Below are 15,888 nucleotides of genomic sequence, written 5' to 3'. Positions count from 1 at the left end.
CCCCGACCCCTTCGGTCCACGTTCGGTCGGACGCGGTCAGACGCGGTCGGCCGCGATCAGGACGTACTGGAAGGAGCCGTCCTTGTAGGACTCGATGAACGCCTCCTCGATGCCGGTGACCAGGGAGGACGTGGCGCGCAGCTCCCAGTAGGGCAGGGTGTCGGGGGTCAGGTCGATGACGGCCTGCGGTACGAGCCGGTTGTCGGCCATCGCGCGCAGGTACTCCCGGCGGGAGTGGATGTTGCACTCGAAGTGCGCGTTGATCTGGGAGACCCACTTCGAGGGCTGGCCGTAACGCGGGTTCCAGCAGCCGGTGATGGTCACGTACCGGCCGCCGACCTCGAGGACGCGCGAGTGCTCCGCGAAGAGGTCGTGCAGGTCGACGTACATGCTCGACTCGTTGTTCCACGAGCCCGCGGCCTGCCCGGTCTCGAACGGCGTGCTCAGCATGTTGCAGACCCGGGCCCGGACGTGGTCCTCGATGCCGAGTTCCTGGGCGCGCCGGTTGGCGAAGTCGGCCTGCTTGGCCGACAGGGTGACGCCCTCGACCTTGCATCCGAAGCGCTGGTGGGCCATGACCATCGAACCGCCGCGGCCGCAACCCGCGTCGACGAGGGTGTCGTCGCGCCCGATGGGGCCGAGGTGCTCAAGGAGGAGTTTCGCCTGGGCCGATTCCAGGCGGTGGAGCTCGGCGATCAACTTCTTCTCGTATGCGCTGTCCTCGGTGTCGCCGAGGGCGGCGTGGTCGATGTCGCCGATGCCGTAGTGGTGGTGGTAAAGGCCGTCGACATCGCCGAGACGGAGGTTCACGGGCCTGGCCTCGTGGTCCCAGTAACGGGCGATGTCCCCCTGATACGGAGTCACCGGGGCGGGGATGAACACGGAGGTGGTGCCGGCTGCTGCGGTGAGATCGATGCTAGTCATGAACAATTCCCATCTTTACCAGAAATCGGGCAGGCTGTAGCGATAGGTGTTGGTCTGGTGCCAGTAGTGGTTGCCGTCGACCCACACCGCCACCCCGCGCAGGAAGCGCTGCACGGTCGGGACGGGGCAGGCGAGGGCCAGCTCGGCGGCCGCGGTCTCGAAGTCGCGCATCAGGTCGTTGTGGACCTCTACGGCCTTCAGGTAGGCGTCCTGATCGGAGCAGCCCTCGCGTTCGGCGATCACCACCGGCAGATTCAAATGCCTTCCGGGGCTGGCCAGTTCCTTGGTGTAGGAGTACAGATCGTTGACGATCGTCGTGGCGTTCCCGGCAAGCGCGATCACCCGTTGCATGGCGGGCTGCGCGTGGAGGTCCGCCGGCAGTTCGTAGCCGCCGACGGAGTCGGTGATGGTGGGGCAGGGGCGGAAGTTGTTGAACTGGCGCATCGCCAGGTACTCCCAGACCTCGGGAACGTACTCGGTCTGCGCCCAGGCCCCCTCGGCGAGATAGCCCATGTGCAGCCGGGCCATGTCGTGCCGGAACCGGTCGGCCTGCGAGGGGGTGGTGGCCTGGAGGAAGTACTCCATGGCCGAGCGGTAGGCGCGCCGGGGAGCGTCCGAGAGGAGCGACGCCTCCCAGTCCGGCGCGTACTCCTTCGTCGTGTGGAGCGGGTCGAGGGCGGTGTGGGCGAGCAGCAGGCGCCCGCCGAGGCCGACGGGCGAGCCGCCGTGGTCCTCGCAATAGCAGTCGTCGACCGCGTTCTCGGCGACCATCAGCCGGGTGGCGAGCATCAGGTGGTCGATGCTGGGGGCGTCCGGATGGCAGGCGACCATGTAGCGCCCGACGGAGAAGCCGTCGAACTGGTCCTCCCAGTCCTCCGGGTAGAGAGACACCTCGTCCAGCGCCCAGGCCTTGATCCGGCGGCTGAGCTCCTCGACCTGCACCGGATCGGGCTCCGGCACCGGGTGGTGGTAGAGGCCCGGGATCGGATGGCCCGCCGCCGGCGCGGGCGCGTCGGGTGCCCCGGCCGGCCCGGCCGGCACGGGCGCTGCGGGCGCATCGCTCCGGGCCCAGTGCAGGCTCGCCGTGCCCAGACCGCTGGGCCCGCGCAGGATCCGTTCGAGGGCGGCACTCGGCTGCGCCGCGGCCGCTGCCGCACCCTCGTCGGGTACGGGTACGGGTACGGGTACGGGGGTCAGGACGGGCGGTCCCGTCGGCAGGGCGGGCGGAGGCGGTGGAGAAGGCTCTACGGGCCCGGCGCCGGCGGCGGGTTCGACGCCGACGGCGAGGGCGCTGGCGAGGACGTGGGCCCCGAAGGACGCCACGGCGGCGGGCAGGCTCGACTGCAGAGGGGAAGGCCCAGGATCGGGCATCCGTAACTCCTTGGAGAGGTAAGTGGGTTGTCCCGGATCCCGGGCATGCTCGGCGGGCCAGGACAGGCAGAGGTCCTGGCTGTCGCGGCCGTCGGGCTGGTCCTCTTAGTCCCGCCTGCGGGCGATCTGCACGTTCTCCAGCACACCGAGCGCGTCGGGCACCAGGATGGCGGCGGAGAAGTAGGTGGTGACCAGGTAGGAGATGATCGCCTGCTCGCTGATCCCCATGAAGCGCACCGAGAGGCCCGGCTCGTACTCCTCCGGCAGGCCGGTCTGGCGCAGACCGATGACGCCCTGGTTGTCCTCGCCGGTTCGCATGACGAGGACCGAGCTGGTGTTCTCCTTGCTGATCGGGATCTTGTTGCAGGGCAGGATCGGGACCCCGCGCCAGGCCGGGACCGACTGCCCGCCGACATCGACGTGGTCCGGGTAGAGCCCGCGGGCGTTGAACTCGCGCCCGATCGCGGCGATCGTCCGGGGGTGGGCGAGGAAGAACTTGGAGCCGCGGCGGCGGCAGAGCAGCTCGTCGAGGTCGTCCGGGGTCGGCGGGCCGGAGTGGGTCTGGATCCGCTGCTTGAAGGCGGCGTTGTGGAGCAGACCGAAGTCCCGGTTGTTGATCAGCTCGTGCTCCTGGCGCTCGCGCAGCGCCTCGATGGTGAGCCTGAGCTGTTCCTCGGTCTGGTTGTGCGGCCCGTTGTAGAGATCGGCGACCCTGGTGTGGATCCGCAGCACGGTCTGCGCGATGGAGAGTTCGTACTCGCGGGGCTTGAGCTCGTAGTCCACGAAGGCGCCGGGCAGGTCCGCCTCACCGGTGTGTCCGGCGGACATCGCGATCTCGGCCTCGCCGTGCCGGTTCTGGCGCTGGTGCGGGAGCGAGCTGAACCGGTTGATGTGGTCCTGGAGTTGGGGCGCCGCGGCGAGCACGGAGGCGAAGTCGCCGCGGGAGAGGGTGAGCAGGATGCCGGGGGTCTCGGCGGTGGCCGTGTAGTCCCAGGTGGCGTCCGCGTCCAGCAGGGCGTTCTCACCGAACCGGTCGCCGTCGGCGAGTACGGCGACGGCGACGTCGTCGCCGTACTTGCCGACGGAGGTCTGGCTGATCCGGCCGTGGGCGATCAGGTGGATCTGGTCGGCGGGGGCACCGCGCTCGACGATCACCTCACCGGCCCGGAAGTCGCGCTGGACGCACCGGCCGGCGATCGCGGTCAGCACCTCGTCGTCCTCGAAGCCGCGCAGCAGGGCCAGTTCGCCGAGCTCGCGCGGGATCACCCGGACGTTCGCGCCGTCCTGGACGAACTCGATGGTGCCGTCGCCCACGGTGTACGTCAGCCGGCGGTTGACCCGGTAGGTGCCGCCCTTGGTCTCCACCCAGGGGAGCATCCGCAGCAGCCAGCGGGAGGTGATCTCCTGCATCTGCGGGGCGGACTTGGTCGTGCTGGCAAGGTTGCGGGCGGCCGCCGTGCTCAGGCTGGACTGCCGCGGCGGCTCCAGCTGGGCTTCCGGGCTGGTGTCAACGGTCATCGGGCGAGCTCTCCTTCGCAAGGGTGGTGATCGGCGGACGCGCGCGTCACCAAGGAACGAGGAAAAAGGGGGTGAATATCCGGGAATCCGTCCAGATCCGGGGGAACAGTAACGGCCGGTACACCCGTCTTGAGCCTGAAAACCGTTGGCATTACCTCGATGCAGTGATCTTGTGCTGTAGGTGGTTTGCCGGGGTTATGGACGATATCCGGCCTTGCTCACGAACACGTCCGAAAAGCGGCGCGGCGGTCGGCTCGCCGGGCCGCACTCGTCTGCTGGCGCGCGTCCGCTCGGGGGTCCGGCCGCCACATCGCCGTCACCTCCAGCGGGCCCACCGCCAGGCGCCGCAGGGTGGTGAAGCCGAAGCGGCGGTAGAGCCGGACGTTCGCCTCGTCGGCGGTGGTGAGGAAGATGCCGCCGGGGGCGGGGACCGTGGCGAGCAGGTGGCGGAGGAGCCGCCCTCCGGTACCCCGTCCCGCCGCCCCGGGCTCCACCCCGATGTACTCCAGCGTCCAGGCCCCGGCCGGGGTTCGGGCCTCGGCGGCGTACAGGTAGCGCAGCGTCCGCACCAGGGCGCGCGGGCCGCAGCCGAGGGGGCGGCGGCCGGCGGGGTGGGGACAGCGGCGGCGACGGGCCGCCCGTCCCGGTCGGTCAGCAGGTGGCGGCGGGCTCCGGGGAGAGTGGCGTGCGTGCGCAGGGTGGCGCCGAACCACGCCTGCCGTACGCGGTCCGATCCGCCGGCGATCCATGCCATGGCGGGTTCGCGGACGAAGGCGGCGGCAGGCACGGGCGCGCACCGCGCGGGCGGCGGGGCGTCATCGCGGGCCAGGCGTCCGGGCCCGAGCCCGGCACCGGCGTCGGGGCCGGGGCCTGGGCCTGGGCCGGGACCCGTGTCGGGGTCAGACATCGCGCCGCTGTTCCAGCGGCGCCTCCGGTACGAGGTGGCACATCAGGAGCTTCAGGAAGAAGAGCGGTGCGAACCAGGCGAGGGCGGCGGGCACGGGCAGCCAGAACAGGTTGACCACCGCGGCCGCGGAGTAACCGGCCATGGCCGCGGGGCGCTTGAGATGGACAGGGGTGAACCCCACGACCACGGCGGCGGAGAGCAGCAGCGCGGTGTTGCCCAGCGTCCAGCCGCGGTCCCCGCCGAGCACCAGCAGGCCCACCGCGGCGAGGTGGAGCAATTGCGCGCCGACGAAGAGCAGCCGGGCGCGCCGGGCCCCGGGGGCCTGGCGGTGGTACCAGCGCTTGGCGGAGTTCGTCGCGTTGGTGAGGATCCCCCCGAGCAGATCGAGGCCGATCAGCACCACCACGGCCCACTGGAGGCCGTTCCGGTCGCGGTGGGCCGGTGGATCGACGACGTGGGGAACGAATTGATCACGTTCGACGTCTTGGAGGGCATATGGCCGGCCAGGAAGAGGAGGACCTGACGTGAGGACCCCGGACGCATCAACGTCCCGACGCGCACTGCTGACCGTGGGAGCGGGGGCGGCCCTGGCCGCCGCACTGCCGGCGGGCACGGCCCGTGCCGCGTCACCGGTGGCGGGGCTGCGCGCGCTGGAACGCGAGTACGGGGCGCGGCTGGGGGTGTACGCGCTGGACACCGCCACCGGCCGGACCGTGGTCCACCGGGCCGACGAACCGTTCCCCATGTGCTCGGTCTTCAAGACGTTGGCGGCCGCGGCCGTCCTGCGGGACCTCGACCACGACGGCACGCATCTCGCCCGGCGCATCCACTACACGCTCCAGGACGTCACCGACGCGGGCGGCGGGTCGGTCACGGAACGGCCCGAGAACATCGCGGGCGGCCTGACCATCGCGGAACTCTGCTCGGCCGCCATCGCCCAGAGCGACAACGCGGCCGCCAACCTGCTGCTGCGCGAGCTCGGCGGCCCGACCGCGATCACCCGCTTCTGCCGCTCGCTGGGCGACCGTACGACCCGGCTCGACCGGTGGGAGCCGGAGCTGAACACGGCCGAGCCGTGGCGGGAGACGGACACGACCAGCCCCCGCGCGATCGGGCGGACGTACGCCCGCCTCGGACTCGGCGACGCGCTGGACCCCGGGGACCGGGAGCAGCTGAACCGCTGGCTGCTGTCGAACACCACCAGCGGCGACCGCCTCCGGGCCGGCCTGCCGAAGGACTGGGCCGTCGGGGACAAGACGGGCGCCGGTTCGTACGGGACCAACAACAACGTGGGCATCGCCTGGCCCCCGGGCCGCCCGCCCCTGGTCCTTGCGATCCTCTCGACCATGCCGGAGGCGACGGCGCCGCGCGACAACACCCTGATCGCCAGAACGGCGAAGCTGCTGGCGGACACACTCGCCTGAGCCCTCCGCCTCCGGCGGCCCGGCGGCCGCCGGCTCACGCCGTTGTCCCGGTTCGGTGACAGGGTGGGGGACGCTCGGTGAGGGGCCGTACGTTGTATCGGCATGAGACCACGTATCGCCGTGATCGGCAGCGGCCCCGCCGGCCTTGCCTTCGCCCGCGTCCTGCACCGTCACGGTCACCCCGTCACCGTCCTCGAACGCGATCCCGCCCGCGACGCCCGTCCCCCGGGCGGCACGCTGGACCTGCACGAGGGACTGGGCCAGCTGGCGCTGGAGAAGGCCGGGCTGCTGGCGGAGTTCCACGCGCTGGCCCGTCCCGAGGGGCAGGCCATGCGCATCCTGGACACCGACGGGACCGTCCTGCGCGACTGGCAACCCCGTCCGGGCGACCGGGCCAATCCCGAGATCGACCGCGGGCAGCTCCGCGACCTGTTACTCGGGCCTCTGGACGTTCAGTGGGGGCGGGCCGTGACGGAGGTGGTGCCGCAGGGCCCGGAGGGGGTGCTGGTCCGTTTCGCGGACGGGCGGCAGGAGACGTTCGACCTCGTGATCGGCGCGGACGGTGCCTGGTCCCGGGTCCGCCCGGCGCTCTCGTCCGCGACGCCGCAGTACACCGGCGTCACCTTGGTCGAGGCCGCCCTGGACGACGTCGACACCCGCCACCCCGACCTCGCCCGGCTGGTCGGCGACGGATCCGTGGCCGTGTACGGGGTGAACCGCGCGCTCGTCGCCCAGCGCAACAGCGGCGGGCACGTCAAGGTGTACGCCCAGTTCCGCGTACCGCTGGACCGGCACACGGACGCGGACCCGGGCCCGGACGACGACGAGGCCGTGCGATCGAGCCTGCTGACCCGGTTCGACGGCTGGGCCGCGCCCGTCCTCGACCTCCTCCGCCACGGCACGGGTTTCGCCCACCGCCCCCTCTTCGCCCTTCCCGCGTCCCACACCTGGGCCCACGTCTCCGGCGTGACGCTCCTGGGCGACGCCGCCCACCTGATGCCCCCGTTGGGGGCGGGCGCGAACCTCGCGATGCTGGAAGGCGCGGAACTCGCCGAGTCCATCGCCGCCGCCCCCGGCCCCGGAGAGCTGGACGAGGCGGTCCGCGCCTTCGAGGAACGGATGTGGCCACGGGCCGGCACCTGGGCGAACATCACGCTGGCCGGTCTGGAACGCCTCGTGAGCCCGGACCCCTCCCAAGCCCTCGCCCTCTTCGACGAGGTCCAACCCGCCTAGGCCGTCTCTTTCGGATCTTGTCGGCCGAGCCCGCGGCGTCCGGTGCCGTACATGGCAAGGCGGAAGGGCGCGCCGTGTACTGGACGTACTCGGGCGCCCCGACAACGCGGCCAGGTGCGGTGCCGGGCGTCGCGGGCCCGGCAAGATCCGAAAGAGACGGCCTAGACCACCTCAGGACAGCCCGCCGACGCCTCCCGCACCCTGCTGCACCAGCGGGAGGCGCAGTCCGTCCAGGTTGAGGTCGAGGAGGCGTTCGGCCTGGGCCCGTTGGCCGGGGCCGGCCGAGGTGAGGGCGATGCCGGCGAGGGCGGCGAACATGTCGGTCGAGCTGATGTCGGACCTGATCGCGCCCGCGGCGGTGCAGGCCTCCATGAGGGACGTGAGGGCGTCCTGGATCATCCGGCGGCTGTCGGCGTAGGGGTTGGTCCCCGCCGCGAGGACGGCGCGCATCGCGTCGGCCATGCCCATCTTGGCGGTGGCGTAGTCGATGAAGCGGCGCGTCCAGGCGCGCAGGGCCTCGTACGGCGGCAGGGTCTCCAGGAGGGCGGGGACGGAGTCGCACAGTCGCGCGACCTCGTTGCGGTAGGCCGCCTCGATCAGGGCTTCCCGGGTGGGGAAGTTGCGGTAGAGGGTGCCGGTGCCCACACCGGCTTCCCTGGCGATGCGCTCGAAGTGCGCCTCCAGCCCCTGCTCGGTGAACACGCGCACCGCGGCAGCCAGGATCTTGTCCCGGTTGCGCTGCGCGTCGGCCCTCAGCGGGCGTCCTGCGTCCGTGGCCATCAGCGGCTCCCTCACTCCTCACTTGCTAAGTGGAGGAGCCTCCACTTAGTGTGGATTGAAGTGGCGGCGCCTCCACTTTCACTCTAGGGCATGTCATCGGCCTGCCCCTTCCTCCTCTTCTTCCTCCTCCGAAGGGACGGCCCGTCATGTCAGAAATCGCCGGAATCGCAGGAATCGCGGGAAAGGTCGTCGCCATCACCGGTGCCGGCAGCGGCATCGGCGAGGCGACCGCCCTCCTGCTCGCCGAGCGGGGCGCGCGGGTGGTCCTCGGCGCACGCCGCACGGAGCGCCTGGAGGCGCTGGCGGCCCGGATCGAGCGGGCCGGCGGCCGGGCCGCCTGGATCCGTACGGACGTCACCCGGCGCGGCGACGTGTCCGCCCTCGTCGGCCTGGCCCGGGAGCGCTACGGCAGGCTCGACGTACTCGTCGGCAACGCCGGGGTCGGACTCATCTCCCCGCTGGACGAACTGCGCGTCGAGGACTGGGAGGAGATGATCGACGTCAACCTCAAGGGCGTCCTCTACGGGATCGCCGCGGCGCTCCCCCTCTTCCGGGAGCAGGGCTCCGGACACTTCGTCAACATCGTGTCCACCGCGGGTCTGCGCGTCGTCCCGCAGCAGTCGGTGTACGCGGGCACCAAGAACGCCGTGCGCACGATCTCCGAGGGCCTGCGCCAGGAGGCCGGGGACAGCGTGCGCGTGACCGTCGTGTCGCCCGGGGCCGTCCGTACGGACTTCACGGAACGCATGGGACCGCAGGCCCGGGCCCGGATCGACCGGATGATGGAGACCGCGCTGTCGCCGGACGCGGTGGCCCGCGCCGTCGCCTTCGCCGTCGAGCAGCCGGACGGTGTCGACGTGGGCGACATCGTCGTGCGCCCCACCGCGCAGGCCTGAGCGGTGGGGGACCGGCTCCGGCCGTGGCGGGCCGTGCCGGTCCCCAGGGGGCCGTGTTCCTACGGGGCCATCTCGTACGTGCCGGACAGCGCCTCGACCCGCGCCCAGACGCGCGCCGCACGCTCCTCGTCGACGACCGGACGCCGGACCGCACCGAGCGCCCATTCCTGCTGGGCCGCCGTCGCGGAGTCCTTCCCGTACAGCTCGACCGCGTGGCCGGAGAAGTCGCGTACGAGGACGGAGAACAGCTCGTCGAGCACCGACCCGTCCAGGTCGGTCAGGCGGGCCTGCTCCAGGATCAGCTGTCCGTACACGACCAGCGCGAACAGCTGGCCCACGGAGAGGAGGAAGTCGAGGTCGCGGCTCTGCTCCTCGTCCGGCGCGACGGTGGCCACGAACGCGCAGAGCGCGTCGGCCTGCTCGCGGAACCGGGCCACGTTCGGCACGTCGGCGTACGCGTCGTAAGCGGTCCGCCAGTCGTGGAACTGTACGGAGCCCAGGCCGCGGGCCGGCCCCTGCCGGAAGAGGAAGGCGTCGTCGGCCGCGTCGAGCCGGGTCGGCACGGCCGGGTACTCGGCCGGGTTCAGCAGGTGGTTGCGCATGAACTTGAGGATCAGGGCGAGGTTGACGTGGACCGTGCCCTCCAGCTTGGGCAGTCCGCGGATCTCGATGGCCGCCTGCGCGAAGTAGTTGTCCTTCTCGAAGCCCTTGGCGGCGATGACGTCCCACATCAGGTCGATGACCTTCTCGCCCTCCGTGGTCACCTTCATCTTCGTCATCGGGTTGAAGAGGAGGTAGCGGCGGTCGTCGGGGCCGGCGGTGCGGAAGTAGTCGACGGCGCGGTCACTGAAGAGCTTCATCCCGACCAGGCGGACGTACGCGTCGGCCAGCTCCCGGCGCACGTGCGGGAAGGCGGTGACGGGGCGGCCGTAGAGGACCCGGTTGTGCGCGTGGGTGACGGCCTCGTACATCGCGTGCTCGCAGATGCCGATGGAGGCGGTGCAGAGGTTGAACTTGCCGACGTTGACGGTGTTCAGCGCGGCGTCGAAGGCGGCCTTGCCGGTGTGCAGGACGTCCTCGGCGCGGACCGGGTAGTCGTCGAGGCGGAACTCGCTGACGTACTTGGAGGAGTCGACGACGTTCTTCACCAGGTGGTACGCCGGGTGGCGGCTGTCGGCGGCGAAGAAGACGTAGCCTTCGGGGCCCTCTATGTCGGTGCGGCGGCCGAAGACGGAGACGAGGCCGGCGGCGTTGCCGTTGCCGATGTAGTACTTGGAGCCGCTCGCGCGGAATCCGTCGGCGCCGGCTTCGTCGACGTACGGCCGCAGCAGCATGTCGGTGGAGTAGATGTCGGCACCGTGGGTCTTCTCGGACAGGCCGAAGGCGAACACCTCGCCCTCGGCGAGGAGCTGCGCGGCGCGGGCCCGGGCGTCGGCGTTGTCGCTCTGCCAGACCGGGCCGAGGCCGAGGATGGTGACCTGCCAGGCGTACCAGTAGTCGAGGCCGTAGAAGCCGAAGATCTCGTTCAGGGCGGCGATCCGTGCCGTGTCCCAGCGCTTGTCGGACTCCCCCTCGCCGGCCTCGGTGGCCGGGGTCAGGAAGGTCGCGAAGAGGCCCTCCTTCGCGGAGAAGGCGAGGAAGTCGGCGAGCCAGGCGCGGGAGCGGTAGTCCTCGATCAGCCGGCGCTTGCCGCGGCTCTCGAACCAGTCGACCGTGGCGCGCAGCAGCCTGCGGGTCTCCGGGTCGAAGTGCGCCGGGTCGTACGTGTGCGGGTTGAAGAGCAGGGCGTCTGCCATGGGGGTTCACCTTCCGAGGGGTTGGAGGAGGGGAGGGAGGCCGGGCGAATGCGTGGGGGGGCGGTGCGGTGCGGTGCGGTGCGGCAGGGGCGCGGGGCGCGGGCGGCCGCCGCGGCGCCACGGGGTTCAGGCGGTGGCGGTCGGCGGGCCCCCGCCGAGCCGGTGGAGCGTGGCGAGGACGTCGTCGAGCCAGGCGATCGTCATCCGCTCGAACGCGATGCCGCCGCGCAGCACGACGTACTGGAGCTCCTGACCGGCGTCGAGCGGTGCGGGGGCGTCCGGCCCGGTGAAGTCGCGCAGTTCACCGGCGAGATAGCGGGCCAGCCGGTCGCTGTGCGCCCGGTGGTGCCGCTCGACCTCGTGGATCAGTGCGGCCGGGTCGTCGAAGGCCGCCCCGCGGATCTTGACGGCGAGGTCGTGGCGGAGGCTCTCGGGCTCGATCGGCTCGTGCAGCCACTGGGCGAGGGCGGTGCGGCCGGGGCCGGCGACGGAGTACTCCTTCTTGTCCGGCCGGCCCTGCTGCGGCACCTCGCGGACGGCGAGCAGCCCGTTGCCCTCCATGCGTCCCAGGACGCGGTAGATCTGCTGGTGGGTGGCGGTCCAGAAGTAGCCGATGGACCGGTCGAACCGGCGGGCCAGCTCATAGCCGGAGCCCGGCTTCTCCAGCAGGGAGACGAGGATCGCGTGGTCGAGCGCCATGCCCCGATCTTTCTATGCAACTCGTTGCATAGACAAGCGGCGGGGGTCAGGTGAGACGCGGCTCACCCGGGTGCGGGGGACGCCGCCGGATGCCGCCGCCTCACTCGGCGGTGAGCCGCGCGCCGGTCCAGACGAGCGCCGGCGGGATCTCCCGCAGCCAGGTGTTGAAGCTGTGGCCGCCGCTGTCGAGGATGATCGACGAGACGTGCGCGGGTGCTTTCACCTTGCGGATGAACTCCTGTGTCTCGCCGTAGTTCGGCTCGCCCCGCAGCGAAGAGGTCACCAGGAACGAGGAGTTCCCCTGCGGCTGGTGGTCCAGGTGCCACAGCAGGTCGGACCGCTTCTCCTCGTCCTTGTTCCCCTTGAACAGGTCGCCGGAGTCCTTGTCGATCTCGGGCCGGTACTCCGCCGACAGGCCCACGCCGACCGCGTACGCCTCCGGGTGCTGCACCGTCATCTTCAGGGCGCAGTAGCCCCCGGTGGAATCGCCGATGATGCCCCAGCTCCGCGGCGAGGTGCCCACGCGGTAGGTACCGGAGACCGCCTTGACGACGTCAGCGCCGAAGAAGGCCTCGCTCTGCGGGCCCCCGGGCACGTCGACGCACTGGGTGTTGGGCGCGGCGATGGTGGGCCGCATCATCACCAGGATCATCGGCTGCATGCGCTTCTGCTTCGCCAGGCTCCACGCAAGCCTCGGGTAGTGGAGCTTCTTGATGAGGTTCTCGGCCATGCCCGGGTAGCCGGTGAGGACGACGGCGGCCGGGAACCTGCGCTGCCCGTCCCTCTTGTCGAAGTACTCCGGCGGCAGGTACACGTACGCCTCGGCGGCGGCCCGGGACCGCTCGCCGTGGATCGTCACCTTCTCGATCACTCCGCCCACCTGCGGGTTCCGGCCGCCGGGCACCTCCGGGGCCTGCCGGCCCAGCACCTCCACGGCTGCGCCGCCCGGGACGGCCGGGGCATGCTGCTTCGTGCCGGCGAGGTCGGCCCAGGAGTCGTAGAGGAGGAAGGTGCGGTTGGCCGCGGCGCCGACCGTGGCGAGGACCGACACCTGGACGAGCACGAGCAGCCCGACGCGCCCCAGCACCCGGCGGGCGCCCGGGCGCCCGAGCCGGGGCCACAGCCATACCGTGAGGGCGAACAGCAGCGCCGTGCACAATGCGACGCCCGCCATGAGCGTGCCACTCGTCAGACCCATGAATCAGTGAACCCTCTGTGCCGTACCCGTCCGGACGCTCGGGTCCGGAGCGCTACCAGTCGGTGGCGCACCAGGCAAGAGGGACGGAGCGGGCCACGCGTTCCCTCCCTCGCCTTTGTGGCTTCGACCGAGCCGGAACGGAAATGGCACGTCCGGCTCGGCTCCCCTTTGTGCAATGCCACATGGGGCGGCGAAGGCTGCCTGGATCCCGGTACGGAATCCCTTTCCGACGCTGTTGGCATTTGACAGTTCTCATGTATGTTTCACGCGGCAAATTACATTCCATATGCCGATTCGCCTTGCAGATGCGTTCGACAGACGTTCTGGCCTCGGGGTACGGCAGTCGCTGACCAGGAGATCCGTATGACGCAGGACGAAGACCGCCGCAGATGCGCGGGCCGGGCATCGCGACGCGTGGCACGCGTGTGTGCCGCCGCCACCGCCCTGCTGATCACCTCCTGTGGCACGGCCGACGACCCGAAGGACGCGGCCGCCTCGTCCGCCCCGGCGCCGGCATCCGCGTCCGCATCCGCGTCGGCCTCGCCCAACGGCTCGTCGGCTCCGATCAAGCCGGGTGAGGTACGTATAGCGGGCGAGGTCGACAAGCCGTACACCGTCACCCTGGCCGACCTGCGCAAGCTGCCCCGGGCCGAGGCCTCGGTGGAGTTCATCAGCGCCAAGGGGGACCAGAAGCACACCTACCAGGGCGTGCTGCTGCACGAGGTGCTGAAGGCGGCCCAGCCGCGCTTCGACCAGACCAAGAAGAACGGGCAGTTGCGCGGGGTGGTCGCGGCCACCGGCGGCGGCGACTACCGCGCGGTCTTCGCATGGGCCGAACTCGATCCGGGATTCGCCAAGTCCCAGATCCTGCTGGCCGTTTCCGAGGACGGGACGGCCTTCGAGGACTCGGCCGGCCCGCGCCTGGTCGTCCCGCAGGACACCCGCGGCGGCCGCTACGTCTCGGAACTGAACCAGCTGTGGGTCGGCACCGTCGATCCGGTGGTCGACGGTGCCCACTGAGGCCTCCGGAGCGCCGGGCCGCCGGAGGCCCCTGACCCGGCGCGCGCTGCTCGGCGCCGCCGGCTTCGGGGCCGCGGCGGGCGGCGGCGCCCTCGTCGCGGCCACCGTGCGCGAGTCCCCGGCCGCGCCGAGCGGCGGCGCCCGTGCCACCGTCCCCTTCCACGGCCCGCAGCAGGCCGGGATCCTCCACCCCCGCCAGACCCACGCCCACCTGGCCGCCTTCGATTTCGGGGCGCGGACCGACCGGGGCCGGGCCGCCGCGCTCCTGCTGCGCTGGAGCACCGCCGCCCAGCGCCTCACCCGCGGCGAACCGGTCGGTGAGGAGATCAGCCCGCCGGGTTCCCGGGCCGCCGACACCGGCGTCGCGCTGGGCGCCGGACCCGCCTCGCTCACCCTCACCTTCGGTTTCGGCGCGAGCTTCTTCGACCGGGTGGGCCTGGCCGCGGCCCGACCCGAGGCACTCGCACCGCTGCCCGCCTTCCCCGACGACCGGCTCGACCCGGCCCGCGGGGACGGCGACCTGTTCGTCCAGATCGCCGCCGACGACCCGCTCGTCTGCCTGCACGCCCTGCGCACCGTGCAGCGCCTGGCGCACGGTGAGGCGAAGACCCGCTGGGTGATGTCCGGGTTCACCACCGCGCCGGTGCCCGGCCGCACCGCGCCCACGCACCGCAACCTCATGGGACAGCTCGACGGCACCGCCAACCCCTCCCCCGCCGATGCCGCCGCGCGCGACCGGATCCTCGTGACCGCCCCCGGTGCGCCGCCGTGGCTGGCGGGCGGCTCGTACGTGGTGGTCCGCCGGATCCGGATGCTCCTCGACCACTGGGACACCCTCCCGCAGGAGCACCGGGAACAGGCCCTCGGACGCCGCGCCGCCGACGGCTCCCCCCTCACCGGCGGCGGTGAACACACCGCCCCCGACCTCACGGCCAACCGCCCGGACGGCGTCCCGGTGATCGCGCACAACGCACACATCCGGCTGGCCGCCCCCGGCGCCAACGGCGGCGCGACGATGCTGCGCCGCGGCTGGTCGTACTACGACGGCCTGCGCGCGGACGGCACGCCGGACGCCGGGATGCTCTTCGTGGCCTGGCAGTCCGACCCCCGCACCGGCTTCGTGCCCGTCCAGCAGCGCCTCGCCCGCGGCGACGCCCTCGGCCGGTACCTGGTCCACGAGGCCTCGTCGCTGTTCGTGGTCCCCGGCGGCGTCCGGCCGGGCGGCTACGTCGCCCAGGCCCTGCTGGAGATCTAGGCCGTCCGGGTGGATCCGGGAACCAGCGGGCCGTCGCGGGCGTTGGTGCGACCATAGGAAGGTGATCAGCTGGTCCCTGCGGCCGGCTGGCCCCCGGTATCCGCGCCTTCCGACGACCGCGAGGGGAGCCGTTCATGAGCACGGCGAAAGACCTGTTCATCATCGCCATGGACCCGCCGCCGGACCGTTCCGTCGGGCAGGGCGACCTGTCGCTCGCCCTCGCGGGAGCCGAGCTGATCGACCTTCTCGACGCGCAGGCCGCCGCACTGGACGGCGACCGCATCGTGCCCGGCGGGGAGCAGGAACTGCACGACCCCCTGCTGGCCGAGGCCGCGTCGGCGCTCACCCGCCAGATGCCGTACGAGCGGGTCGACGACTGGCTGTGGCGCCGCGGGCGTGATCTGTCCGCGGCGTACCAGGCCGCTCTGGAGGAAGCCGGTGAGCTGACGCGGGGACGGCGCGGCCTGCTGCCCTTCGGGAGCGACCGTATGGAGGTGGCCGATACGCCCGCCCGCCGCCGGGCGCTGAGCCGCCAGGAGGAGGAAGAGCCCGTCCTCGCCGCCCTCGCCTCGGTCGTGGGCATCGGCAGTGGTGACCCCGAGGCCGAACCGCGCCCGGGGGACGAGGCGGTGACGACCGTCCTGGCCGTCGTCAGCGACGCGGTGATGGAGCTGGAGGCCGTACGGCAGCGGCGGACCATCGAGAACGCGGCGTTCGCCAACATCTGGCGCGGCCCCTGATACGCCCGGGCGCCGTGCGGCCCACGGGCGTCCGTGACGTGCGTTACGCCCGGTCAGAACCATGGCACGGCCCGACTATGCTCGCCGGAGTGCCGTCCGCCCCTGTGTACGAACGGCGGATGTCCTC

The 15,888-nt window shown here is 71.9% G+C and carries 15 protein-coding genes; 6 read left to right on the top strand and 9 right to left on the bottom strand.

Annotation, left to right across the window (positions count from 1 at the left end):
* Positions 1-36: 36 nt before the first annotated feature.
* From JYK04_RS37915 to JYK04_RS37895, 5 genes are all read right to left on the bottom strand, one after another.
* Positions 37-924: a geranyl diphosphate 2-C-methyltransferase gene (locus tag JYK04_RS37915; RefSeq protein ID WP_189744242.1), complete on the bottom strand. Its 888-nt coding sequence runs from the start codon at positions 922-924 to the stop codon at positions 37-39.
* Between the two features lie 15 nt (positions 925-939).
* Complete coding sequence (locus JYK04_RS37910) at positions 940-2,295, bottom strand: family 2 encapsulin nanocompartment cargo protein terpene cyclase (protein WP_189744239.1); 1,356 nt, start codon at positions 2,293-2,295, stop codon at positions 940-942.
* Between the two features lie 105 nt (positions 2,296-2,400).
* Entirely contained in the window at positions 2,401-3,813 is a 1,413-nt protein-coding gene (locus JYK04_RS37905) for a family 2B encapsulin nanocompartment shell protein (protein WP_189744237.1), read from the bottom strand.
* Positions 3,814-4,031: 218 nt separating this feature from the next.
* Positions 4,032-4,382, bottom strand: a complete 351-nt coding sequence (locus JYK04_RS37900; protein ID WP_189744236.1) for a GNAT family N-acetyltransferase — start codon at positions 4,380-4,382, stop codon at positions 4,032-4,034.
* A gap of 330 nt (positions 4,383-4,712) precedes the next feature.
* The gene (locus JYK04_RS37895; protein ID WP_202185965.1) at positions 4,713-5,126 is read right to left on the bottom strand and encodes a hypothetical protein; all 414 of its coding nucleotides are present in this window, start codon (positions 5,124-5,126) and stop codon (positions 4,713-4,715) included.
* A 118-nt stretch (positions 5,127-5,244) separates the two neighbouring features.
* On the opposite strand from JYK04_RS37895, the gene bla reads away from it, so the two are divergent.
* Positions 5,245-6,144 carry a class A beta-lactamase gene (gene bla / locus JYK04_RS37890; RefSeq protein ID WP_189744232.1) on the top strand — a complete coding sequence of 300 codons (900 nt, stop codon included), beginning with the start codon at positions 5,245-5,247 and terminating at the stop codon, positions 6,142-6,144.
* A gap of 102 nt (positions 6,145-6,246) precedes the next feature.
* Positions 6,247-7,377: an FAD-dependent oxidoreductase gene (locus JYK04_RS37885; RefSeq protein WP_189744230.1), complete on the top strand. Its 1,131-nt coding sequence runs from the start codon at positions 6,247-6,249 to the stop codon at positions 7,375-7,377.
* A gap of 171 nt (positions 7,378-7,548) precedes the next feature.
* On the opposite strand, the gene JYK04_RS37880 is transcribed toward JYK04_RS37885, so the two are convergent.
* A complete protein-coding gene (locus JYK04_RS37880) occupies positions 7,549-8,157 on the bottom strand; it encodes a TetR/AcrR family transcriptional regulator (RefSeq protein WP_189744228.1) in 609 nt (202 codons plus the stop codon).
* 164 nt (positions 8,158-8,321) lie between these two features.
* Here JYK04_RS37880 and JYK04_RS37875 point away from each other — a divergent pair, with 164 nt between their 5' ends.
* Entirely contained in the window at positions 8,322-9,053 is a 732-nt protein-coding gene (locus JYK04_RS37875) for an SDR family oxidoreductase (protein ID WP_189744606.1), read from the top strand.
* A gap of 59 nt (positions 9,054-9,112) precedes the next feature.
* Here the strand turns inward: JYK04_RS37875 and JYK04_RS37870 are convergent, their stop codons facing one another.
* From JYK04_RS37870 to JYK04_RS37860, 3 genes are all read right to left on the bottom strand, one after another.
* A complete protein-coding gene (locus JYK04_RS37870; protein ID WP_189744226.1) occupies positions 9,113-10,849 on the bottom strand; it encodes an acyl-CoA dehydrogenase family protein in 1,737 nt (578 codons plus the stop codon).
* Between the two features lie 126 nt (positions 10,850-10,975).
* Positions 10,976-11,548 carry a PadR family transcriptional regulator gene (locus tag JYK04_RS37865; RefSeq protein WP_189744224.1) on the bottom strand — a complete coding sequence of 191 codons (573 nt, stop codon included), beginning with the start codon at positions 11,546-11,548 and terminating at the stop codon, positions 10,976-10,978.
* Positions 11,549-11,648: 100 nt separating this feature from the next.
* Entirely contained in the window at positions 11,649-12,746 is a 1,098-nt protein-coding gene (locus JYK04_RS37860; RefSeq protein WP_189744222.1) for an alpha/beta hydrolase, read from the bottom strand.
* A 363-nt stretch (positions 12,747-13,109) separates the two neighbouring features.
* On the opposite strand from JYK04_RS37860, the gene JYK04_RS37855 reads away from it, so the two are divergent.
* The 3 genes from JYK04_RS37855 (at position 13,110) to JYK04_RS37845 (ending at position 15,761) form a co-directional block, all read left to right on the top strand.
* Entirely contained in the window at positions 13,110-13,766 is a 657-nt protein-coding gene (locus JYK04_RS37855) for a molybdopterin-dependent oxidoreductase (protein ID WP_189744220.1), read from the top strand.
* Positions 13,756-15,021, top strand: a complete 1,266-nt coding sequence (gene efeB, locus JYK04_RS37850; RefSeq protein ID WP_189744218.1) for an iron uptake transporter deferrochelatase/peroxidase subunit — start codon at positions 13,756-13,758, stop codon at positions 15,019-15,021. Before JYK04_RS37855 ends, efeB begins: the two co-directional genes overlap by 11 nt.
* Positions 15,022-15,155: 134 nt before the next feature.
* Positions 15,156-15,761 carry a GOLPH3/VPS74 family protein gene (locus JYK04_RS37845; protein WP_189744216.1) on the top strand — a complete coding sequence of 202 codons (606 nt, stop codon included), beginning with the start codon at positions 15,156-15,158 and terminating at the stop codon, positions 15,759-15,761.
* Positions 15,762-15,888 lie beyond the last annotated feature (127 nt).

The sequence above is a fragment of the Streptomyces nojiriensis genome, assembly GCF_017639205.1.
GTDB classification, from domain to species: domain Bacteria; phylum Actinomycetota; class Actinomycetes; order Streptomycetales; family Streptomycetaceae; genus Streptomyces; species Streptomyces nojiriensis.
This window is presented reverse-complemented; position numbering and strand designations above follow the sequence as displayed.